We start from the raw sequence: 18,630 nt of genomic DNA on the forward strand, positions 1-18,630 counted from the left end.
CTCCCGCTGGGCTGCGAAGCGGCCCCAAAAAACGGGAGCGCTGCGCACTCCAGCGGGAGCAAGCTCCCTCGCCACAAAAGCCCGCTTTTAACGGGCTTTGTGTTGCTTAGTTGGTCTGGGCTCCCTGAACAATCCACGCGCCGATCAGGTCACGTTCCTGCTGGGTCATCTGGGTGATGTTGCCCAGCGGCATGATCTGGCTGGTGACCGCTTGCGCCTGAATGCGCGGGGCGTTCTGGCGGATCTGCTCGGGGGTGTCGAACATCACACCGGCCGGGGCTGCGCTGAATAGCGGGCTGGTCGGTTTCGCCGAATGGCAAACCGCGCAACGTTCCTGGATCACGCTGTGAACCTTGTCGAAGCCGGGACCTGCATTGGACGCCTGTGCCGGTGCGGCTGCGGGCGCTTCAGCGGGTTTGGCTTCAGCCGGTTTCAGACCGCCACCCACTGCTGTTTCCGGCAGCGGCTGGTATTCGATCTTCGCCGGAGCCTTGGCCACGTCCGGGCTGGTCATCGGCGCAGGACCGGTGACGTACGCCAGGCTGATCATGCCGACGGCTGCGACAGGCAGTGTCCAGGCAAACTTGTGGCTGTCGTGACGGGTGTTGAAGTAGTGACGCACCAACACCGCCAGCACCGCGATCCCGGCCAGGATCAGCCAGTTGTACTGGCTGCCGTAGGTGCTCGGGAAGTGGTTGCTGATCATGATGAACAGCACCGGCAAGGTGAAGTAGTTGTTGTGCCGCGAACGCAGCAAGCCTTTGGCCGGCAGCGCCGGATCGGGCGTGCGGTTCTCGGCAATCGCCGCCACCAGGGCGCGCTGTGCCGGCATGATGATGCGGAACACGTTGCCGACCATGATGGTGCCGATGATCGCGCCGACGTGCAGGTACGCACCCCGACCGCTGAACACTTTGCTGAAGCCGTACGCGGCGCCAATGATCAGCACGAACAGGATGAAACCCAGCAGGGCAGGGCGTTTGCCCAGAGCCGAGTCGCAGAGGAAGGAGTAGACGAACCAGCCGATGAACAGCGAGCCGATACCGATGGCCACGCCTTCAGGACCGCTCAGTGTGCTGCCGGGAGCCAGCAGGTAGAGCGTCGGGTTGGAGTAGAACACCACGCACAGCAGCGCGATCCCCGACATCCAGGTGAAGTAGGCTTCCCATTTGAACCAGTGCAGGTTATCCGGCATGGTCGGTGGAGCCAGTTTGTATTTTTCCAGGTGGTAGATACCGCCGCCGTGGATCGCCCACAGATCGCCCGCCAGACCGCTTTTCGGGTTGACCCGATTGAGGTTGTTTTCCAGCCAGACGAAATAGAACGACGCACCGATCCAGGCCACGCCAGTAATCATGTGAACCCAGCGCACGCTCAGGTTCAGCCATTCCAACAGATGTGCTTCCACAGTCTTTACCTCACGCCTGTCACTCTGTTGTCGAGTGATCAGACCTTCTCTTATTGGTGGGGGGCGAGGACCAAACGCTCATCCTCTTTGAAAAAATGCTCATCGCAGTTATTGCCTGTGCCACTGCGATCAACCACCAGGAAGTCATCCCGCTTTTCGATCGTCAGCACCGGGTGGTGCCAGACGCCGCGATGGTAATTAATGCCCTGCCTGCCGTTGGTGACGAAGGCGCGGACCAAGCCTGATACCGGTTCATCGCCAAGTGGCGCGACCACGATCAGAAAGGGGTTGCCGAGCAGCGGAATGAAAGCCTGGCTGCCCAGCGGATGACGCTCCAGCATGCTGACCGTCAGCGGCATGTCCTGCGCGTCGGCGCGGAAGATGCTGATGATCGCGTTGTCCTCTGGCGTGGCGGTTTCCACCGTCGCCAGTTTGTGAAAGCGCATGGTCGAACCGTTGTTGATCATGAAGTGATCGCTGCCATCGGTCTCGATCACGTCACCGAAAGGGGCGAAAGCTTCTTTGGTCAGCGGTTCAATCGTCAGTGTGCGCATGCTGGTCTTCTTATCCGGATTCTGTGTTGTTGGTTCTGCTTTTGTGGCGAGGGAGCTTGCTCCCGCTGGAGTGCGTAGCGCTCCTGTTGTTTTGGGGTCGCTTCGCAACCCAGCGGGAGCAAGCTCCCTCGCCACAGGTTCAGCGCTTATCTAGCGACCTTGCCCAAAACGCGCAGGCGACTCACACCACCGTCCGGGAACACGTTCAGGCGGATGTGGGTGATCGGGCCCAGCGCCTTGATCTGCTCGGCGAAGGTGTGTTCGGCGTGCATTTCCAGTTTCTGCGCCGGCAGCAATTCGCGCCAGAACAGCGATTGGGTTTCGATCTGGCTGTCGGTGCCGCCCTTCACGAAGGCGCCCTGGATCGAGCACGTGTCCGGATAGTTGCCCTTGAAGTGCAGGGTGTCGACGATGACTTTCTCGACTTCACCGGCATGACCCAGCGCGACGATGACCCAGTCATTGCCCGGCGTGCGACGACGTGCGGTTTCCCAGCCATCGCCCATGTTGATGCCACGGCCCGGGTTGAGGATGTTGCTCATGCGACCGAAGTGTTCGTCGGAGCAAGCGAGGGCGCGGCCACCGTTCAGGGCGGCGGCCAGGTCGATCTGTTCGTTGTCGCCCACGGCCGACCAGTCGCGATGTGGCACGCCGTACACGCGCAGACGGGCCACGCCGCCATCCGGGTAGATGTTGAAGCGCAAGTGGCTGAAAGCCTGGTCGTTATTGATTTCGTGGTAGTGGTGGCTGTTGCCTTGCAGTTCGACGGCCGACAGCACTTCAACCCACTGGGTGTTTTCAGTCGGTTCGCCTTCTGCCAGGAAGCACGCTTCCAGGGAGGCCGACGGCGGGAAGTTGCCGGTGAAGAATGAGGTGTCGATGTCCACGCCTTTGATCGAGCCCGCTACACCCAGGCGGATCACGGCGCTGTCATAGCCTTCGAAGCGCTTGCGGCGCGATTCCCAGCCGTCCATCCACTTGCCGTTGTCATCGAACACGCCTTCTTTCCACACAGCCGGGGTCGGCTGGAACAGGCGGTTGGCATCAGCGAACCAGTCATCGGTGACCGAGATGATTTTGGTGCCCAGGCGGGCGTCGGCCAGGTTGACGAACTTCTCGAAAGGTACGGCGTAAGCTTTCATTCTTCTTGTCTGCCTTTAATAAGTTGGCTTGGGATGCTTGCAGTGCCCTGGGCATTCTCGCGTTTTGAACACTCGGGCAAGGCTCGCTATAGGGTCAGTAATCGGAACAGGGCGATCTTGTTGATCTCCGCCAGCGCGCACTTGAACTCGGTGTCTGCCGGGTTGTGAATGCGCGTTTCGAACGCCGCGAGGATCTGATGCCGGTTGCTGCCTTTTACCGCCATGATGAAGGGAAACTTGAACTTGGCTTTGTAGGCGTCGTTCAGCTCGGTGAAGCGAGAAAACTCTTCGGCCGTGCATTGGTGAATACCGGCGCCAGCCTGTTCATTGGTGCTGGCTTCGGTGAGTTGGCCCTGGACGGCGGCTTTGCCGGCCAGGTCCGGGTGAGCGTTGATCAATGCCAGCTGGCTGGCGTGATCGGCGCTCAACAGGATGTCGCTCATGCGCTGGTGCAGGGTTTCGATCTGGTCGATCGAAGCGTCCAGGCCCAGGTCGAAGGCTTTTTCGGCCACCCATGGCGAATGTTCGTAGATGTCGGCGAAGGCGTTGACGAAGGCGTCGCGGCTCAGGGTCGAGGGTTTGACGGTTTGAAAGGTGCTCATTTGGCAGCCCCTTGGTACGGGTGGGTTTCGTGCCAGTGACGGGCGATGTCGACGCGCCGGCTGAACCACACCTGTTCATGACTTTTAGCGTATTCGATAAAGCGCTTGAGTGATGCCAGGCGCGCCGGACGGCCGATCAGGCGGCAGTGCAGGCCGATCGAGAGCATTTTCGGTGCATCGGCGCCTTCCGCGTAAAGCACGTCAAAAGCGTCTTTCAGGTATTCGAAGAAATCGTCGCCTTTGTTGAAACCCTGGACCTGGGTGAAGCGCATGTCGTTGGTGTCCAGCGTGTACGGGATCACCAAATGCGGCTTGCCGGTCGGGTTGTTCGGTTCCCAGTAGGGCAGGTCGTCGTCGTAGGTGTCGCTGTCATAGAGGAAACCGCCTTCTTCCATCACCAATCGGCGGGTGTTCGGGCCTGTGCGGCCGGTGTACCAGCCCAAAGGACGTTCGCCGGTAATTTCGGTGAGCACGCGGATCGCTTCGAGCATGTGCTCGCGTTCCTGCGCTTCGTCCATGTACTGGTAGTCGATCCAGCGGTAGCCGTGGCTGCAGATCTCGTGGCCGGCATCGACCATCGCGTGGATCACATCCGGGTGGCGCTGGGCGGCCATGGCGACGGCGAAGATGGTCAGCGGAATGTCGAATTCCTTGAACAGTTTCAGAATCCGCCAGACGCCGGCACGGCTGCCATACTCGTAAAGGGATTCCATGCTCATGTTGCGCTCGCCTTGCAGCGGCTGGGCCGAGACCATTTCCGAGAGGAAGGCTTCGGACTCTTTATCGCCGTGCAGGATGTTGCGCTCGCCGCCTTCCTCGTAATTGAGCACGAAGGACAGCGCGATGCGGGCATTGCCCGGCCAATGTGGGTGAGGAGGGTTACTGCCGTAACCGATCAGGTCGCGTGGGTAGTCAGCGCTCACTGCAGTCTTCCTTCTTGTTCGATGACAGATTGTGCGGCGGCCTGGCGGTGAGATGACAGGCTGGCGTCACAGCGATGGGCTGATTGTATACAACTTTATATTCACTTTGTAAGCCTGAATTTTCGCATTTTTGATGAGCTGTCATCTTTATGTGCTTTAGAAGCGGAGAGTGCAAGAAACCTGCCTGAATGGTCAGCTAATGGATGAGAGGTCCGCAGGTCGCATGGTTTGGCGCCAGATTCGCTGCCAAATCCCGTAAGGCGGGGCCTGATCGAAAAATGTCGTTTTTATTGTGTACAATTTTTTTGAAAAGTGTCTTAATCAATCGCTCGCCGCAACGTTTCGTGCTCCGAATCGGTGCGGTCTCCTTTTCAACTGACTTCGGGAGGCGCGAGGTCTGACTGCTCCACGCAGCAGGCGCGCAGAATCAATGGGACGTTTGACTACTCACGTTTTGGACGCTGCACATGGTTGCCCGGGCAGCTCGATCAAGGTCGAGTTGTACCGTGTTGAAGGTTCGCAGCTGGAATTGGTTGCCAGTGCGATCACCAACAGCGATGGCCGTGTCGATGCACCGCTGCTGCAAGGTGATGACTACCGTACCGGGGTCTATCAGGTTCAGTTTCATGCGGGTGATTACTACCGCGCTCGCGGCGTTCAGTTGCCGGAGCCTGCATTCCTGGATGTCGTGGTGCTGCGTTTCGGCATTTCTGCCGAGCAGGATCACTACCACGTGCCGTTGCTGATTTCGCCGTACAGCTATTCGACCTACAGAGGAAGCTAGGACTTTCCCCCCAAGAATCCTGCGCATAAAGCTTCTTTGGTCTTTCGCCCGCTCACACTGCGGGCTTTTTTTTGCCAAAAAATCCGCGTGGAGTCAGGCCGCTCCTGCTGCTACATCGCACTCGCCCCGCCAAAACAGGGGGTGGCCAGTCAATTCAGTTACGTATTGAGCAGGCAAAAAGCCAATTCATGTAGTATAACTACAAGCGTGCTACATCCCCGGCGCCTGCCCATAACAAAGAGTCCAGCCCCTTGAATCTGCTGCAACACATCGCCCAGTCTCGCCACCTGTTACGCAAGTCGGAACTGAAGGTTGCCGACCATGTTTTGCTTGATCCTGCCGCTGTGATGCACAGTTCCATGGCCGACCTGGCCCACAGCGTGGGCATCAGCGAACCGACCATCGTGCGTTTTTGCCGCGCCATCGGTTGTTCCGGGTTTCAGGACTTGAAGTTGAAGCTGGCGCAGAGCCTGGCGGCGGGCGCGAGTTTCGGGCAGTTCGCGATCCATGAAGACGATTCGGTCGCCGACTACAGCCTGAAAATCTTCGACACCACCCTGCACACCCTGATGGAGGTTCGGGAGAAGCTCGACCCGCTGGAACTGCAGCGGGCGGTGACGCTCATGTCTCAGGCGCAGCGTGTCGAGTTCTATGGCTTTGGAGCGTCGGGCGCAGTGGCGGCGGATGCCCAGCACAAATTCTTCCGCTTGCTGCTGACCGCCGCGGCGTATTCCGATCCGCACATGCAGGCGATGTCGGCGGTCACCCTGAAGCCGACCGACGTGGCGATCTGTATTTCCCAGTCCGGGCGCTCCAAGGACCTGTTGATCACCGCCAATCTGGTGCGCGAAAGCGGTGCATCGCTGATCACCTTGTGCCCGAGCCAGACGCCGCTGGCAGAGTTGTCGACCGTCAACCTTGCGATCGATGTGCATGAAGACACCGAAATCTACACCCCGCTGACCTCGCGCATCGCCCACCTGGTGGTGATCGATGTATTGGCGATGGGCGTCGCCATGGCCCGCGGCCCGAGCCTGGTCAATCACCTCAAGAGCGTCAAGCGCAGCCTGCGCAGCTTGCGGTTGTCGCCCAAGTCGGTCAAAGCCCTGGACGATTGAGGGTTCAGCACGAGTCCTGTGGCGAGGAGCTTTTGTGGCGAGGGGATTTATCCCCGTTGGGCTGCGAAGCGGCCCCCTGAGGTTATGACCACAGAAACCTATCCATCCTGTGCGATAGTTTTACGACTGCTTCGCAGCCGAACGGGGATAAATCCCCTCGCCACAGAGTAACTATCCACCACTGAGTAACCTTCACCCCAAAGCAACTTTCATCACTCTGTAACGTCCGAGCCGCCAAACCGTCATCCCCCGCGCCTATCTTGAAGCTCCCGCACTCGCCTTGGGAGACCTGAAATGGCCCAGCCCTACGAAGAACGCAACAGTGCTGTCAGAACCCGTCGTCAGCAAGAAGATCAGCGCCGCATGGAGTTTCGTCGCGCTATCGAAGATCGCTGCGAACGCCGTCAACTGCTCGCCGAGATTGGCGATTTTCCTGATGATCTGGAACTCAATTACTGGCAGGCAGCATCGGCAACTTCCCGTCGAAACGCTCAACCAGCGCGCTGATCTGCACCCGCTCGCTGCGGATAAACGCAAGGAACGCGTGAGCCACCGGTGACAGCCGTTTTGCCTTGGCTTGCACCAGGCACCAGCTGCGATACAGCGGCAACTCTTCGATCGGCAGCTCAACCAGCGCGCCGGTCGCCAGCTCCAGGTTCAGGGCGTGGCGCGTCAACAGCGCCAGGCCCAGACCCGCCAACACGCATTCACGCTGGGCTTCGGCCGAGGCAACTTCCTGAATCTGGGTGAAGTGCACGCGTTTCTCTTTGAAATACTCTTCACACGCCAGTCGTGTACCCGAACCTGGCTCGCGCAGCAGCAGCGTATAAGGCTCCAGATCCTGCAAGCGCAGCGGGCCCATGTGGCTCAACGGGTGATCCGGCGGCGCCACGGCCACGATCGGGTTGTTGAGAAAGGGCAGGAACTCCAGCCCCATGTCCTGCGGGACCATCGACATGATCACCAGGTCATCGCGGTTGTCCGACAGGCGCTTGATCACCTGTCCGCGGTTCACCACCGTCAGGTGCAGATTCACTTCGGGGTGTTGGCGCTTGAACGCCGCGAACAGATGCGGCACGAAATACTTGGCGCTGGATTCCACCGCCAGTTTCAGTTGGCCCTGTAGTGATCCCTGCATGTCCGACAGCTGCATGTCGAGGTTTTCCAGACGGCCGAAAATGTCTCGGCTGGCGCGCTGAAGCGCTTCCGCTGCCTCGGTCATATATAGCTTTTTGCCAACGTAATCGAATAAAGGCTGACCGATCAGCTCTTCGAGTTGACGAATTTGCAGGCTCACGGCAGGTTGTGTGAGGGACATTTCGTCCGCCGCACGGCTGTAGGACCTCAGATCGCAGACCTCGTTGAAGATCTGTAACTGACGTAATGTCATACGCATCAAGGACTTACGCATTTTATCGTGACTCTGTCCGCAGGCTGATGGATCAACTATAAGTCTTTACTAATGCCTAACCCAATTATTATTCATTTTTGTTAATCCCTTGTGGGCGCTAGTGTGGTGACGCGACTGAATTGAAACATTTGGTCACGCGTCGACCTGGTCTAGTCAGGTCGTGGGTACCACCGGCTCAAGGGAACCTCCAAGTGATAAAAAAGATCCTGATCGCCAACCGTGGTGAGATTGCCGTACGAATCGTGCGTGCCTGCGCCGAAATGGGCATTCGCTCGGTCGCGATCTATTCCGACGCCGACCGTCATGCCTTGCATGTAAAGCGCGCGGATGAAGCCCACAGCATCGGTGCCGAGCCACTGGCCGGTTACCTGAATGCGCGCAAGCTGGTGAATCTGGCGGTGGAAACCGGTTGTGATGCCCTGCATCCCGGTTACGGTTTCCTCTCGGAAAACGCGGAGCTGGCCGATATCTGCGCCGAACGCGGCATCAAGTTCATCGGCCCATCGGCTGAAGTGATTCGCCGCATGGGCGACAAAACTGAAGCCCGTCGCAGCATGATCAAGGCGGGCGTACCCGTCACCCCGGGCACCGAAGGCAACGTCGCAGACATTGCCGAAGCCTTGATCGAAGGCGATCGCATCGGTTATCCGGTGATGCTCAAGGCGACTTCCGGTGGTGGTGGTCGTGGTATCCGTCGCTGCGACAGCCGAGAAGAACTTGAACAAGCATTTCCTCGGGTCATTTCCGAAGCCACCAAGGCCTTCGGTTCGGCGGAAGTGTTCCTGGAAAAATGCATCGTCAATCCGAAACACATCGAAGCGCAGATCCTCGGTGACAGTTTTGGCAACGTCGTGCACCTGTTCGAGCGCGACTGCTCGATCCAGCGCCGCAACCAGAAGCTCATCGAGATCGCCCCGAGCCCGCAACTGACCCCGGAACAGCGTGCCTATATTGGTGACCTGTCGGTGCGTGCAGCCAAAGCCGTGGGTTACGAGAACGCCGGCACCGTGGAGTTCCTGCTCGCCGAGGGCGAGGTGTACTTCATGGAGATGAACACCCGGGTGCAGGTGGAACACACCATCACCGAAGAAATCACCGGCATCGACATCGTGCGTGAGCAGATCCGCATTGCGTCCGGCCTGCCGCTTTCGGTGAAACAGGAAGACATCCAGCACCGCGGTTTCGCGCTGCAATTCCGGATCAACGCCGAAGACCCGAAAAACAACTTCCTGCCGAGCTTCGGCAAGATCACCCGTTATTACGCACCCGGCGGCCCCGGTGTTCGAACCGACACGGCGATCTACACCGGCTACACCATTCCGCCGTTCTACGATTCCATGTGCCTGAAACTGGTGGTGTGGGCGTTGACCTGGGAAGAGGCGATGGACCGTGGCTTGCGTGCCCTCGACGACATGCGTCTGCAAGGGGTCAAGACCACCGCCGCGTACTACCAGGAAATCCTGCGTAACCCGGAATTCCGTAGCGGCCAGTTCAATACCAGCTTCGTTGAAAGCCACCCTGAACTGACCAACTACTCGATCAAGCGCAAACCCGAAGAGCTGGCCCTGGCCATCGCCGCCGCCATCGCCGCCCACGCAGGCCTGTGAGGAATAGAACAATGAGCAAACAAATCCACGTAACTGACACAATCCTGCGCGACGCCCACCAATCGCTGCTCGCGACCCGCATGCGCACCGAAGACATGCTGCCGATCTGCGACAAGCTCGACAAAGTCGGCTACTGGTCGCTGGAATGCTGGGGCGGCGCGACCTTCGACGCCTGCGTACGTTTCCTGAAAGAAGACCCGTGGGAGCGCCTGCGTCAACTGCGCGCCGCGCTGCCTAACACTCGTCTGCAAATGCTGCTGCGTGGCCAGAACCTGCTGGGCTACCGCCACTACAGCGACGACGTGGTCCGGGCCTTCGTCGCCAAGGCCGCGGTCAACGGCATCGACGTATTCCGCATTTTCGACGCCATGAACGACGTGCGTAACCTGCGTGTCGCCATCGAAGCCGTGAAAGCGGCGGGTAAACACGCCCAAGGCACCATCGCGTACACCACCAGCCCGGTGCACACCATCGACGCGTTTGTGGCACAAGCCAAACAAATGGAAGCCATGGGTTGCGACTCGGTGGCAATCAAGGACATGGCGGGCCTGCTGACGCCGTACGCGACTGGCGAACTGGTCAAGGCGTTGAAATCCGAGCAGTCGCTGCCGGTTTTCATTCACTCCCATGACACCGCGGGTCTGGCCGCGATGTGCCAACTCAAGGCCATCGAAAACGGTGCCGACCACATTGACACCGCGATCTCCAGCTTCGCCTGGGGCACCAGCCACCCAGGCACCGAATCGATGGTTGCCGCCCTCAAAGGCAGCGAATTCGACACCGGCCTGAACCTGGAACTGCTGCAGGAAATCGGTCTGTACTTCTACGCCGTGCGCAAGAAGTACCACCAGTTCGAAAGCGAATTCACCGCCGTCGACACTCGCGTACAGGTTAACCAGGTACCGGGCGGGATGATTTCCAACCTGGCCAACCAGCTGAAAGAGCAGGGCGCCCTGAATCGCATGAGCGAAGTGCTGGCCGAAATCCCGCGCGTTCGTGAAGACCTCGGCTTCCCGCCGCTGGTGACCCCGACCTCGCAGATCGTCGGCACCCAGGCATTCTTCAACGTGCTGGCCGGCGAGCGCTACAAGACCATCACCAACGAAGTGAAGCTCTACCTGCAAGGTGGCTACGGCAAGGCGCCTGGCACCGTGAACGAAAAACTGCGTCGCCAGGCCATCGGCAGCGAAGAGGTGATCGACGTTCGTCCAGCCGATTTGCTCAAGCCGGAAATGAGCAAGCTGCGTGCTGAAATCGGCTCGGTGGCCAAGTCTGAAGAAGACGTGCTGACCTACGCCATGTTCCCGGACATCGGCCGCAAGTTCCTCGAAGAACGTGCTGCCGGCACCCTGGCGCCGGAAGTGCTGTTGCCGATTCCGGAAGCAGGCGGCGTGGCATCGGCGGGTGGCGAAGGTGTACCGACCGAGTTCGTCATTGACGTCCACGGCGAAACCTACCGCGTCGACATCACCGGTGTCGGCGTCAAGGCGGAAGGCAAGCGCCACTTCTACCTCTCCATCGACGGCATGCCGGAAGAAGTGGTGTTCGAACCGCTCAATGAGTTCGTCAGCGGCGGCAGCAGCAAGCGCAAGCAAGCCACTGCCCCGGGCCACGTCAGCACCACCATGCCGGGCAACATTGTCGACGTGCTGGTCAAGGAAGGCGACACCGTCAAGGCAGGCCAGTCCGTGCTGATCACCGAAGCGATGAAGATGGAAACCGAAGTCCAATCGGCCATCGCCGGCAAAGTCACCGCCATTCACGTGGCCAAGGGCGACCGGGTGAATCCGGGCGAAATCCTGATCGAGATCGAAGGCTGACTTAACAGCCTAGATACACCGCTTTAAACCTCGGGGGGGCATGTGCTCCCCTTTTTTTTTGCCCCGGTTTCATGGCGCTTAGAAGCTCATCCGCCATTGGCCCATCACACCATGGGTTCGGCTGTCGGTCCCCATCTCACCGGTTACGCCAACTCCAAGTGTATGGTGTGCCGAAAGGCCCAGATCCAGGCCTGCGTCGACTTTCAGGCTGTTGCGATCCAGTGGCGCACTGTAAACACTGAAATCTTTGCCACCTGTCACTAAACGTTGGCGGGTTTCGGTATAGACCTCGCCGTAGTTGTGCTTCCAGCCCGCACTGAAACGAGGGGTCAAACGCAGGCCATTTTCCAGCGTATTGAGTTTCGCCAGTCGCAGTCCGAATGTGCTGCTGAGGTTTTCCTCGGTTTGACTGTGGACGTTCAGCGCCGCTGCACCGCCTTTTTCTGTGAAATTGTCACGCTGATAACGTTGGTAGCCCAGGCTGGCAAATGGCTCGATGCTGACGTTGCCGCGGCCCAGGTTGTATCCCGCTTCTGCAAAAACTTGCTGGGTGTTGGCATCGTATTGGCCTTTTGGGCGGTCACTGAACCCATAGAAGTCGACCCGGCGTTTGCTGGTTCCATCGTGGCTGTTGTAGGTCGCGCCCATGCGCAATGACATCGGTCCGTCCTGACGCAGGGCGTAGGCGCCCAGGTGCCAACTGTCCAGATCACCGTCGAGTTCGTTGCTGTTCTGGCGAGTCCGGGATTGTCCTCCCATCACGCCGATCCGCCATTGCTCATCGACGCGCCAGTCAGCACCCAATACCAGTCCTTGGGTTGAATGTTGCAAGGTGTCAAATTCGCGATCCAGTTTTCCGCTGTGCCCGAGCGCCTGGACCCAGACCCTGCCATCGGACTCATTTCCGGCAGCCACGCGTGGCGCGTTTTTCTGATGGCTGGACCCTGCGGTGGAATCGAGTTGGCGCATGGCCGAGAGCATGGTTTCGCTGACCGGGCCGTCACTGTTCAAGGTGGCCCTGGCGAGGTTGGCGTTGCTGTCGCCGGACAGTATTTCCAGCGCATAAGGGGCTGTGGTTGTGTTGGTGCCGAGGAGGGCGGTGATAGCGGCGTTGGTGGAATTTACATTTTCAAGACTGCGGGCAAGCTCTCGACTGTTGCCGTCAGTTGCGAATTTCTCGAAAGGTAACCCGTTGCGCGTGAAGGTCAGGCCGACAGCGTTGGGGTCTTCGTAGTGCAGCTCATATTCCATGTACGCCAGGTCATTCTCGACCCTACTGAATTCACCTTCAATCCTGTCGGCCTCGATAACGGTGTATCGAGTACTTTGCGGGTATCCAATCGTTGATGTGACAAGTTTGAGAGTTGCGTTGCCGAGTTTGGCCGTGCCCTCGACTTTGATCGTTTCTCCGCGACCGTCGGGCGCAACCTCATAGGCCAGTATGGCGGTTTCATGAAGTGTCAGGTCGCCTTTGACCGATGGGGCGCCGTGCGTTCTATCGACGTACAGCAGGCCATGCACCTCCAGCCCCCCGACCGTGCCTGAGCCCGCAAAAACACCGCCATCCTCGACGGTCACATGCCCCTTTATGTCGCCGTAGTTGAAAAACTTTCCGGCCGCAATTGCGCCGCCTTCGATTATTCCGTTATTGGTCAGAGTGGCGCCACTCAGCACGCCAACACCTACTTCTTTGAAATCTCCTGTACTTGTCAGCGTCCATTCACCTTGCGAAATATAAAGTCCGTCGAAATTGCGAGTGAGCTCCAGCGTACCGCCATCCGATGCATCCAGGTGAATGAAGTTCGTTCCACCACCACCATCGGCTTGACCTTTGATGCTGCCTCCGTTTTTGACGACGATGAGGTCGTTGACGCCTTTGCCTTTCACAGCTGTCTGCGGTTTGTTGATTACTTTTGGAACTGTGTCGCTAGCGTTTAAAAAGGCGGTAAACCTATCAAACGGATGAATTTCCGGTTGAGCAACGGGCTCGGTTATATCAGCGGACCCGGCGGGTTCGGTAGGAGCAGGCAGCGATTGAGCTGTTGTAAATTCAGCACAACCCAGCGCCAGCGCTATGGCCAAAGCCAGGTGATGTGGGCGGTTTTTATGTTTGACGGACATCGAGTACGGCCTCTGTTTTAAGGAGGCCAAACTCTAATTAGAAGGCTATGGCTGCCGATGTCAGCTGCTTCCGGCAGGATTGCAGGCGGCGTCAGATAGTTTTGAAGAAAATTGGCGACTACTTGGCCTCGGTCGTTTTTATCCGTGCGAACCGACGAACTTTCATACAACCCATCGAACCATCGCCTGCTATCAAAAGATCAGAAACTCATCTGCCACTGCCCAATCAACCCATGATTACGGCTGTTGCTCCCAATCTCCCCGCTGTACCCAACCCCCACCGAATGCCGTGCAGAGATCCCCAGGTCCAACCCCGCCTCTAGCACCAGGCTGTCGCGATCCAGTGAACTGCCATCGACGCTGAACGCCGTACCGCCCACCACGAACGCCTGTCGCGTTGAACTGCTGACATCGCCATACGTGTGCTTCCAGCCCGCAGTCATGCGCGGGGTCAGGCTCATGCCGTTTTCCAGCGAACTCAGGTGCGCCAGGCGCAGGCCGAAGGTGCTGCTGAAGTTGTCCTGGGTTTGTTCATCGACCTGCAGCGCAGCAGCGCCGCCTTTTTCGGTGTAGCTGTCGCGGTGATAACGCTGGTAGCCGAGGGTGGCGAACGGTTCGGCGCTGAGCCGGCCGCTGCCCATCGCGTAGCCGAGTTCAGCGAAAGCTTGTTGGCTGTCGGCGTCGTAATCACCTTTTGGGCGATCGCTGAAACCGTTGAAGGCGATGGTGCGTTTGCTTTCTCCCTGATGGCCGCTGTAGGCCGCGCCCAGGCGCAGGGCGAACGGGCCGCTTTGGCGCAGGGCATAGACACCGGCGTGCCAGCTCTCGACATTGCCATCGACACCCGTGGCATCCAGATCGGTCTTCGAGTAGCCGCCCAGCAGGCCGAGGCGCCATTGCGGATCCAGCGCCCAGTCGGCACCGATCACGCTGCCTTTGGTGCGTTGCTCCAGGCCGCTGCTGCCGTGCTCGCCGTCGAGTTTGCCGTAGCCGCCGATGGCTTGCAGCCAGAGTCGTCCCTGGGCGTTCGGGTCGTTGAGGTTGCGGGCTTCGGACGGAACGCCGTTGGATGCAAGCACCGGGGTGTCTCGTTGATCCAGGCCGACCAGCAAACCTGAAGTGCCCCCCATCTGCTGCATGGCCGACAGCATGCTGCCACCGACCTGGCTGCTTGCGCCGAGGGTGGCGCTGGTCAGGTTGGCGTTGCTGGTGCCGGCCAGTTGCTCGATGGCCGCGCCCGCCGACGTGGTCGTTGTGTTGAGCAGCGCGTTATACAGCGCATTGTTTTTGCCCAGGGAGGTGAGGCTGTTGGCGGCACTGTTGCCGTTGCCGGTGACCGCAAAATCATTGAAGGAAACGTCATTGCGCGTGTAAGTCAGGTCGACCTGGTTTGGGCTGTAGGCCAGGGTCGGCGTGATGAATGCGTAGTCGCTGGTGACCTTGCCAAAGGTGCCGTTGATGGTCGCCGCTTGTAATACGGTGTAGTGGCTCTGCCACGGATACGTGCCGCTGCCGGGGTTCACCGCCAGGGTTGCGCCATTCAGGTTGGCGACGCCGCCGACCTTGATCGGGGCGCTGCTGCCGTCGGCATTCACCCCATACGCCAGGGTTGAACCGCTGCCCATTGTCAAATCATGGGTGATGGTCGCGGTGCCGAGTCGGGTGTTGGTCTGCAACGTGCCGTTGACCAGCAAGTTGCCCACCGCACCGCCGCCGGCATACACACCGCCTGCGTCGACGGTCAGGTTGCCGGCGATCCCACCCTGGTTGATCAGCGTCGCGCCATTACGCACTGCGCCGCCGTCGCTGAAATCATCGCTGCCGTTCAGGGTCCAGGCGCCTTGCTTGACCTCCAGCCATTCGAAATTGCGGCTCGCCCCGAAGCTGCCGCCCGCCGCGTCGTCCATCACCACGCGGTCGTAACCGGTGCCACCGTCGACCACGCCGACAAAGCGGCTGCCATTGCGCAGCGTCAGGCTGTCGTTGCCGCCGCCCAGGTCGAGGGCCAACCCGTTACTGCCGGTGATTGTGCCGCCGTTGATCACGCTGTCGGCAAACTCGCCGACGAACTTCACGCCGAAACCGTCCAGGCCCTGGATCGTGCCGAAGTTTTCCAGTGTGGTCGCTGCAACGCCCGTTCCTCCACTGCCGTCATCCACGAGGATGGCGCTGTTGGCGCCGCTGATCAGCGCGCCCTTGGCGTTGAAAATGTAGCCACCGCCCAACGCGATGCCTTCGCTGCCATTGGCGAACCCGCCCTTGTCCACGCCACCTGCGCCGACACCCTGGATGATGCCGTAGTTTTCGATGTGGGCCAGCTTGTCGATGTCCACGCCATCGCCGTCGCCGTTCGGTTGCAGGCCCGAGTAGGCGCCAGTGATGGTGCCATGGTTGATCACCGTGCCGTCACCGTCGGAACCGAAACCTGAGCCGTTGCGGCCGGTGATTTGGCCGTAGTTGGTCAGGGTCGCGCCAAGGTCGGTGGTGATGCCATGACGGCCGCCGGAAATGCTGCCGTAGTTGGTGACCGTCACGCCGGTGGCGGTGTCGATGTCGATGCCGTCGAACTTGTCGTCGGCGGTTCTGGAATCACCGGTAGAAATCTCGCCGTAGTTGGTGATCGTCGCGTTGGCGCCGGTCTTCATGCCATCGCTGGCGTCCCCGCGAATCAAGCCACCCTCGCGGTTAATGATGGTGGTGGTGACGCCGGCACTGCGCAACGCATCCAGGTCCAGCCCCTGGCCGGTGGTGGAGCGGATGATGCCGCTGTTGTCGATCAACAGACTGCCGCTGGCGAAATTGCTGTTGATGCGCAGCGCATCGTTGGCGCCGAGGATCTGCCCATTGGCCCGGTTGTAAATGCGGTAGGTGCGCGCTTGGGTAATGTCCCCCGAACTGTCGATGGCCCGACCCGTGGTGGCGATAATCTTGCCCGAGTTGTCGATGACCACGCCGGCACCGCTGGTGCCGTCCTTCAGGTTCACGACCTTGTCCGTGTTGGTGATGCTGCCGGGCGCCGAGATCGTCAAGGAGTCGCTGCCGCCGAGGCTTTGCACGGTCGTCGTGGCGGTATCGACCTGCACGGTTTTCGCAGGGGCAGGGACGGCATTGGCGCTGGCGCTGCCAAGCAGGGCGATGGCAAGCGTCAGGCGCTGGGGCGTGAGGGACATGGGTGAACGGCCTTTTTGTTATAAGCGGGCCGTCTGGTATAGCGGAAGGTTTTTACAGAATGATGTATTTGGGAAGCCGTACGTTAACGATCACCAAAAGCTTCGCGGGCAAAACCTTGACCGCGAAGCTTCGATTCAGGCGCAGAAGACTAAACGCGGCACTCCGCCAACGTCTTCACCTGCCCCGACCCCGCCTGATTCTCATCGCTCAACCACCGCTCAAACCCGGCCCCGATCGCCGGCCATTCCGAGTCCAGAATCGAGTACCACGCGGTGTCGCGATTTTGACCTTTCACCATCATGTGCTGGCGAAACACGCCTTCAAAACTGAAGCCCAGCCGTTCGGCCGCGTACTTGGAGCGGGCGTTGCCGTTGTTGCATTTCCATTCCAGGCGGCGGTAGCCCAGGGCAAAGGATTCCTTGGCCAGCAGATAAACCGCCTCGGTGCTTTTCGGCGAACGCTGCATCGGTGCGCCGAATGTCACGTGGCCGATTTCGATGCGGCCCTGTGCCGGGACGATCGACATCAGGCTGAGGATGCCTTGTACGTCGCCGCTGGCACGGTCGATCACGCTGAAGAAATACGGGTCGCTGGCGGCGGCATGATTGTTCAGCCAGTCGTTGAAGGCACTGCGCTCCGGGAACGGGCCGTAAGGCAAGTAATCCCAGAGTTTCGGGTCCGCGCCGGGGCCTTGCAGGGCTTTGAACAAACCGTCGGCGTGACGCGCCGGGTCGAGTTTTTCCAGGCGGATGAAACGCCCTTCGATGGTTTGAACCGTCGGTGCGGGGACGCCTTTCCAGTCCGCGAGTGAAGTCGACATGGTGTTCTCCTTGAACGTTAGATGGATTTGCGAAACTGGATGAAACCGCCGCGTTCGGCGATGCGCTCGTAGAGCTGGATCGCGGTGGCGTTGGTTTCGTGAGTCAGCCAGTGAACCTTGCAGCAACCGTCCGCCTTGGCAGTGGCGTAGACGAATTCGATCAGTTTGCGCCCGATGCCGGTGCCACGGGTTTCAGGCGTTACCAGCAGGTCTTGAAGGTAGCAGGAGTTTTCGATGCTCCAGTTCGAACGATGGTAGATGAAGTTGACCATGCCCACCGCTTTGCCATCGACCCAGGCCAATGCCGAATGTGTCAGTTCGCTTGGGTCGAGCAGGCGCTGCCAGGTGCTTTGGGTGACGGCTTCTGGCAATTCGGTGTTGTAGAAGCGCAAGTAGGCTTGCCACAGCGGCAGCCACGCGGCGTGATCGTCGGCGGTGACCTGGCGAATGTCGATCTGACTCATGTTCATTCCTTAACGCATCAAGTGGGCGAGGGCCTGGTCGTGCACGTCGGGGCTGGCGGCCAGCCCTTCGCGCACGCCGGCGATGTCGGCGGTGTTGCGGTTTTGGCTGAGCTTGCGTTTGCCTTCCAGGCGCTGGATCGGCAAGGCAAAACCGACGATGGCCTTGAGCATGCCGTCGATGTAGTCGGCCGGTGCATCGGCCACTTTCCACGGTTGGGCGCGGCCGGCTTCATGGCGATCGGTGAGCGCGTTGACCAGGTTGCGCAGGCGCTCGGCGTCGGTGAACACCTCGGCGGTGCCATATGCGTGCACGGCGACGTAGTTCCAGGTCGGCACGACTTTGCCGTGCTCGGCTTTGCTCGGGTAAAACCCGGGGCTGACGTAGGCATCGGCACCGGCAAAAATGACCAGCGCTTCGGCGCCGTTCTGCAGTTCCTTCCATTGCGGATTGGCCTTGGCAAAATGGCCATACAGCGTGCCATTCGGACCTTCGTCCGTGTTCAGCAGCAAGGGCAAATGGCTGGCTTGCAGGCCTTGGTCGCCATGGGTGACGAGCAGGGCGAGGCGGGTGCCGAGTATCTGTTGCTGCAGTTCTTGCAAATCTTCGAGGGCAAAGGCGCTGGGCGTGTACATGGAAAATATTCCTTGGCGAATGCCTGCATCCTAGGCAGGCTATTGGTCTGTT

16 protein-coding genes are annotated in these 18,630 nt (G+C 59.7%); 5 read left to right on the forward strand and 11 right to left on the reverse strand.

Going from position 1 to position 18,630, the window contains the following annotated elements; genetic code table 11:
- Positions 1 to 106: 106 nt before the first annotated feature.
- The 5 genes from EJA72_RS04040 to puuE all read right to left on the reverse strand — a co-directional run bounded on the left by EJA72_RS04040 (position 107) and on the right by puuE (position 4,629).
- Positions 107 to 1,408: a urate hydroxylase PuuD gene (locus EJA72_RS04040; protein ID WP_178129040.1), complete on the reverse strand. Its 1,302-nt coding sequence runs from the start codon at positions 1,406 to 1,408 to the stop codon at positions 107 to 109.
- Between the two features lie 50 nt (positions 1,409 to 1,458).
- On the reverse strand, positions 1,459 to 1,962 hold the full coding sequence (locus EJA72_RS04045) for an ureidoglycolate lyase (protein ID WP_157710253.1): 504 nt from the start codon (positions 1,960 to 1,962) through the stop codon (positions 1,459 to 1,461).
- A gap of 146 nt (positions 1,963 to 2,108) precedes the next feature.
- Positions 2,109 to 3,104, reverse strand: coding sequence for an allantoicase (gene alc / locus EJA72_RS04050; RefSeq protein ID WP_157710254.1), 996 nt, complete (start codon positions 3,102 to 3,104; stop codon positions 2,109 to 2,111).
- Positions 3,105 to 3,190: 86 nt separating this feature from the next.
- Entirely contained in the window at positions 3,191 to 3,706 is a 516-nt protein-coding gene (gene uraD / locus EJA72_RS04055) for a 2-oxo-4-hydroxy-4-carboxy-5-ureidoimidazoline decarboxylase (RefSeq protein WP_157710255.1), read from the reverse strand.
- Entirely contained in the window at positions 3,703 to 4,629 is a 927-nt protein-coding gene (gene puuE, locus EJA72_RS04060; RefSeq protein WP_178129041.1) for an allantoinase PuuE, read from the reverse strand. Before puuE ends, uraD begins: the two co-directional genes overlap by 4 nt.
- Positions 4,630 to 5,059: 430 nt before the next feature.
- Between puuE and uraH the strand changes: the two genes are divergently transcribed.
- The 3 genes from uraH to EJA72_RS04075 all read left to right on the forward strand — a co-directional run bounded on the left by uraH (position 5,060) and on the right by EJA72_RS04075 (position 7,038).
- Positions 5,060 to 5,413, forward strand: coding sequence for a hydroxyisourate hydrolase (gene uraH, locus EJA72_RS04065; protein ID WP_008031462.1), 354 nt, complete (start codon positions 5,060 to 5,062; stop codon positions 5,411 to 5,413).
- A gap of 251 nt (positions 5,414 to 5,664) precedes the next feature.
- Entirely contained in the window at positions 5,665 to 6,531 is an 867-nt protein-coding gene (gene hexR / locus EJA72_RS04070) for a transcriptional regulator HexR (RefSeq protein ID WP_007954250.1), read from the forward strand.
- A gap of 294 nt (positions 6,532 to 6,825) precedes the next feature.
- Positions 6,826 to 7,038, forward strand: a complete 213-nt coding sequence (locus EJA72_RS04075; protein WP_157710256.1) for a PA3496 family putative envelope integrity protein — start codon at positions 6,826 to 6,828, stop codon at positions 7,036 to 7,038.
- Here EJA72_RS04075 and EJA72_RS04080 read toward each other — a convergent pair.
- On the reverse strand, positions 6,980 to 7,942 hold the full coding sequence (locus EJA72_RS04080) for a LysR family transcriptional regulator (RefSeq protein WP_157710257.1): 963 nt from the start codon (positions 7,940 to 7,942) through the stop codon (positions 6,980 to 6,982). The genes EJA72_RS04075 and EJA72_RS04080 overlap by 59 nt on opposite strands.
- A gap of 191 nt (positions 7,943 to 8,133) precedes the next feature.
- Between EJA72_RS04080 and EJA72_RS04085 the strand changes: the two genes are divergently transcribed.
- A complete protein-coding gene (locus tag EJA72_RS04085) occupies positions 8,134 to 9,549 on the forward strand; it encodes an acetyl-CoA carboxylase biotin carboxylase subunit (RefSeq protein ID WP_008156643.1) in 1,416 nt (471 codons plus the stop codon).
- Between the two features lie 11 nt (positions 9,550 to 9,560).
- Entirely contained in the window at positions 9,561 to 11,369 is a 1,809-nt protein-coding gene (oadA, locus tag EJA72_RS04090) for a sodium-extruding oxaloacetate decarboxylase subunit alpha (protein WP_157710258.1), read from the forward strand.
- Between the two features lie 78 nt (positions 11,370 to 11,447).
- Here the strand turns inward: oadA and EJA72_RS04095 are convergent, their stop codons facing one another.
- From EJA72_RS04095 to EJA72_RS04115, 5 genes are all read right to left on the reverse strand, one after another.
- Positions 11,448 to 13,490: an autotransporter domain-containing protein gene (locus EJA72_RS04095; protein WP_157710259.1), complete on the reverse strand. Its 2,043-nt coding sequence runs from the start codon at positions 13,488 to 13,490 to the stop codon at positions 11,448 to 11,450.
- Positions 13,491 to 13,690: 200 nt separating this feature from the next.
- Positions 13,691 to 16,660: an autotransporter domain-containing protein gene (locus tag EJA72_RS04100; RefSeq protein WP_157710260.1), complete on the reverse strand. Its 2,970-nt coding sequence runs from the start codon at positions 16,658 to 16,660 to the stop codon at positions 13,691 to 13,693.
- A 149-nt stretch (positions 16,661 to 16,809) separates the two neighbouring features.
- Positions 16,810 to 17,481, reverse strand: coding sequence for a GNAT family N-acetyltransferase (locus tag EJA72_RS04105; protein ID WP_157710261.1), 672 nt, complete (start codon positions 17,479 to 17,481; stop codon positions 16,810 to 16,812).
- Between the two features lie 17 nt (positions 17,482 to 17,498).
- A complete protein-coding gene (locus EJA72_RS04110) occupies positions 17,499 to 17,945 on the reverse strand; it encodes a GNAT family N-acetyltransferase (RefSeq protein WP_157710262.1) in 447 nt (148 codons plus the stop codon).
- Positions 17,946 to 17,954: 9 nt separating this feature from the next.
- The gene (locus tag EJA72_RS04115) at positions 17,955 to 18,578 is read right to left on the reverse strand and encodes an FMN-binding negative transcriptional regulator (RefSeq protein ID WP_157710263.1); all 624 of its coding nucleotides are present in this window, start codon (positions 18,576 to 18,578) and stop codon (positions 17,955 to 17,957) included.
- Positions 18,579 to 18,630: the final 52 nt, after the last annotated feature.

Origin of the sequence: Pseudomonas sp. PB120, from assembly GCF_009761815.1 — a bacterium.
Lineage (GTDB): Bacteria > Pseudomonadota > Gammaproteobacteria > Pseudomonadales > Pseudomonadaceae > Aquipseudomonas.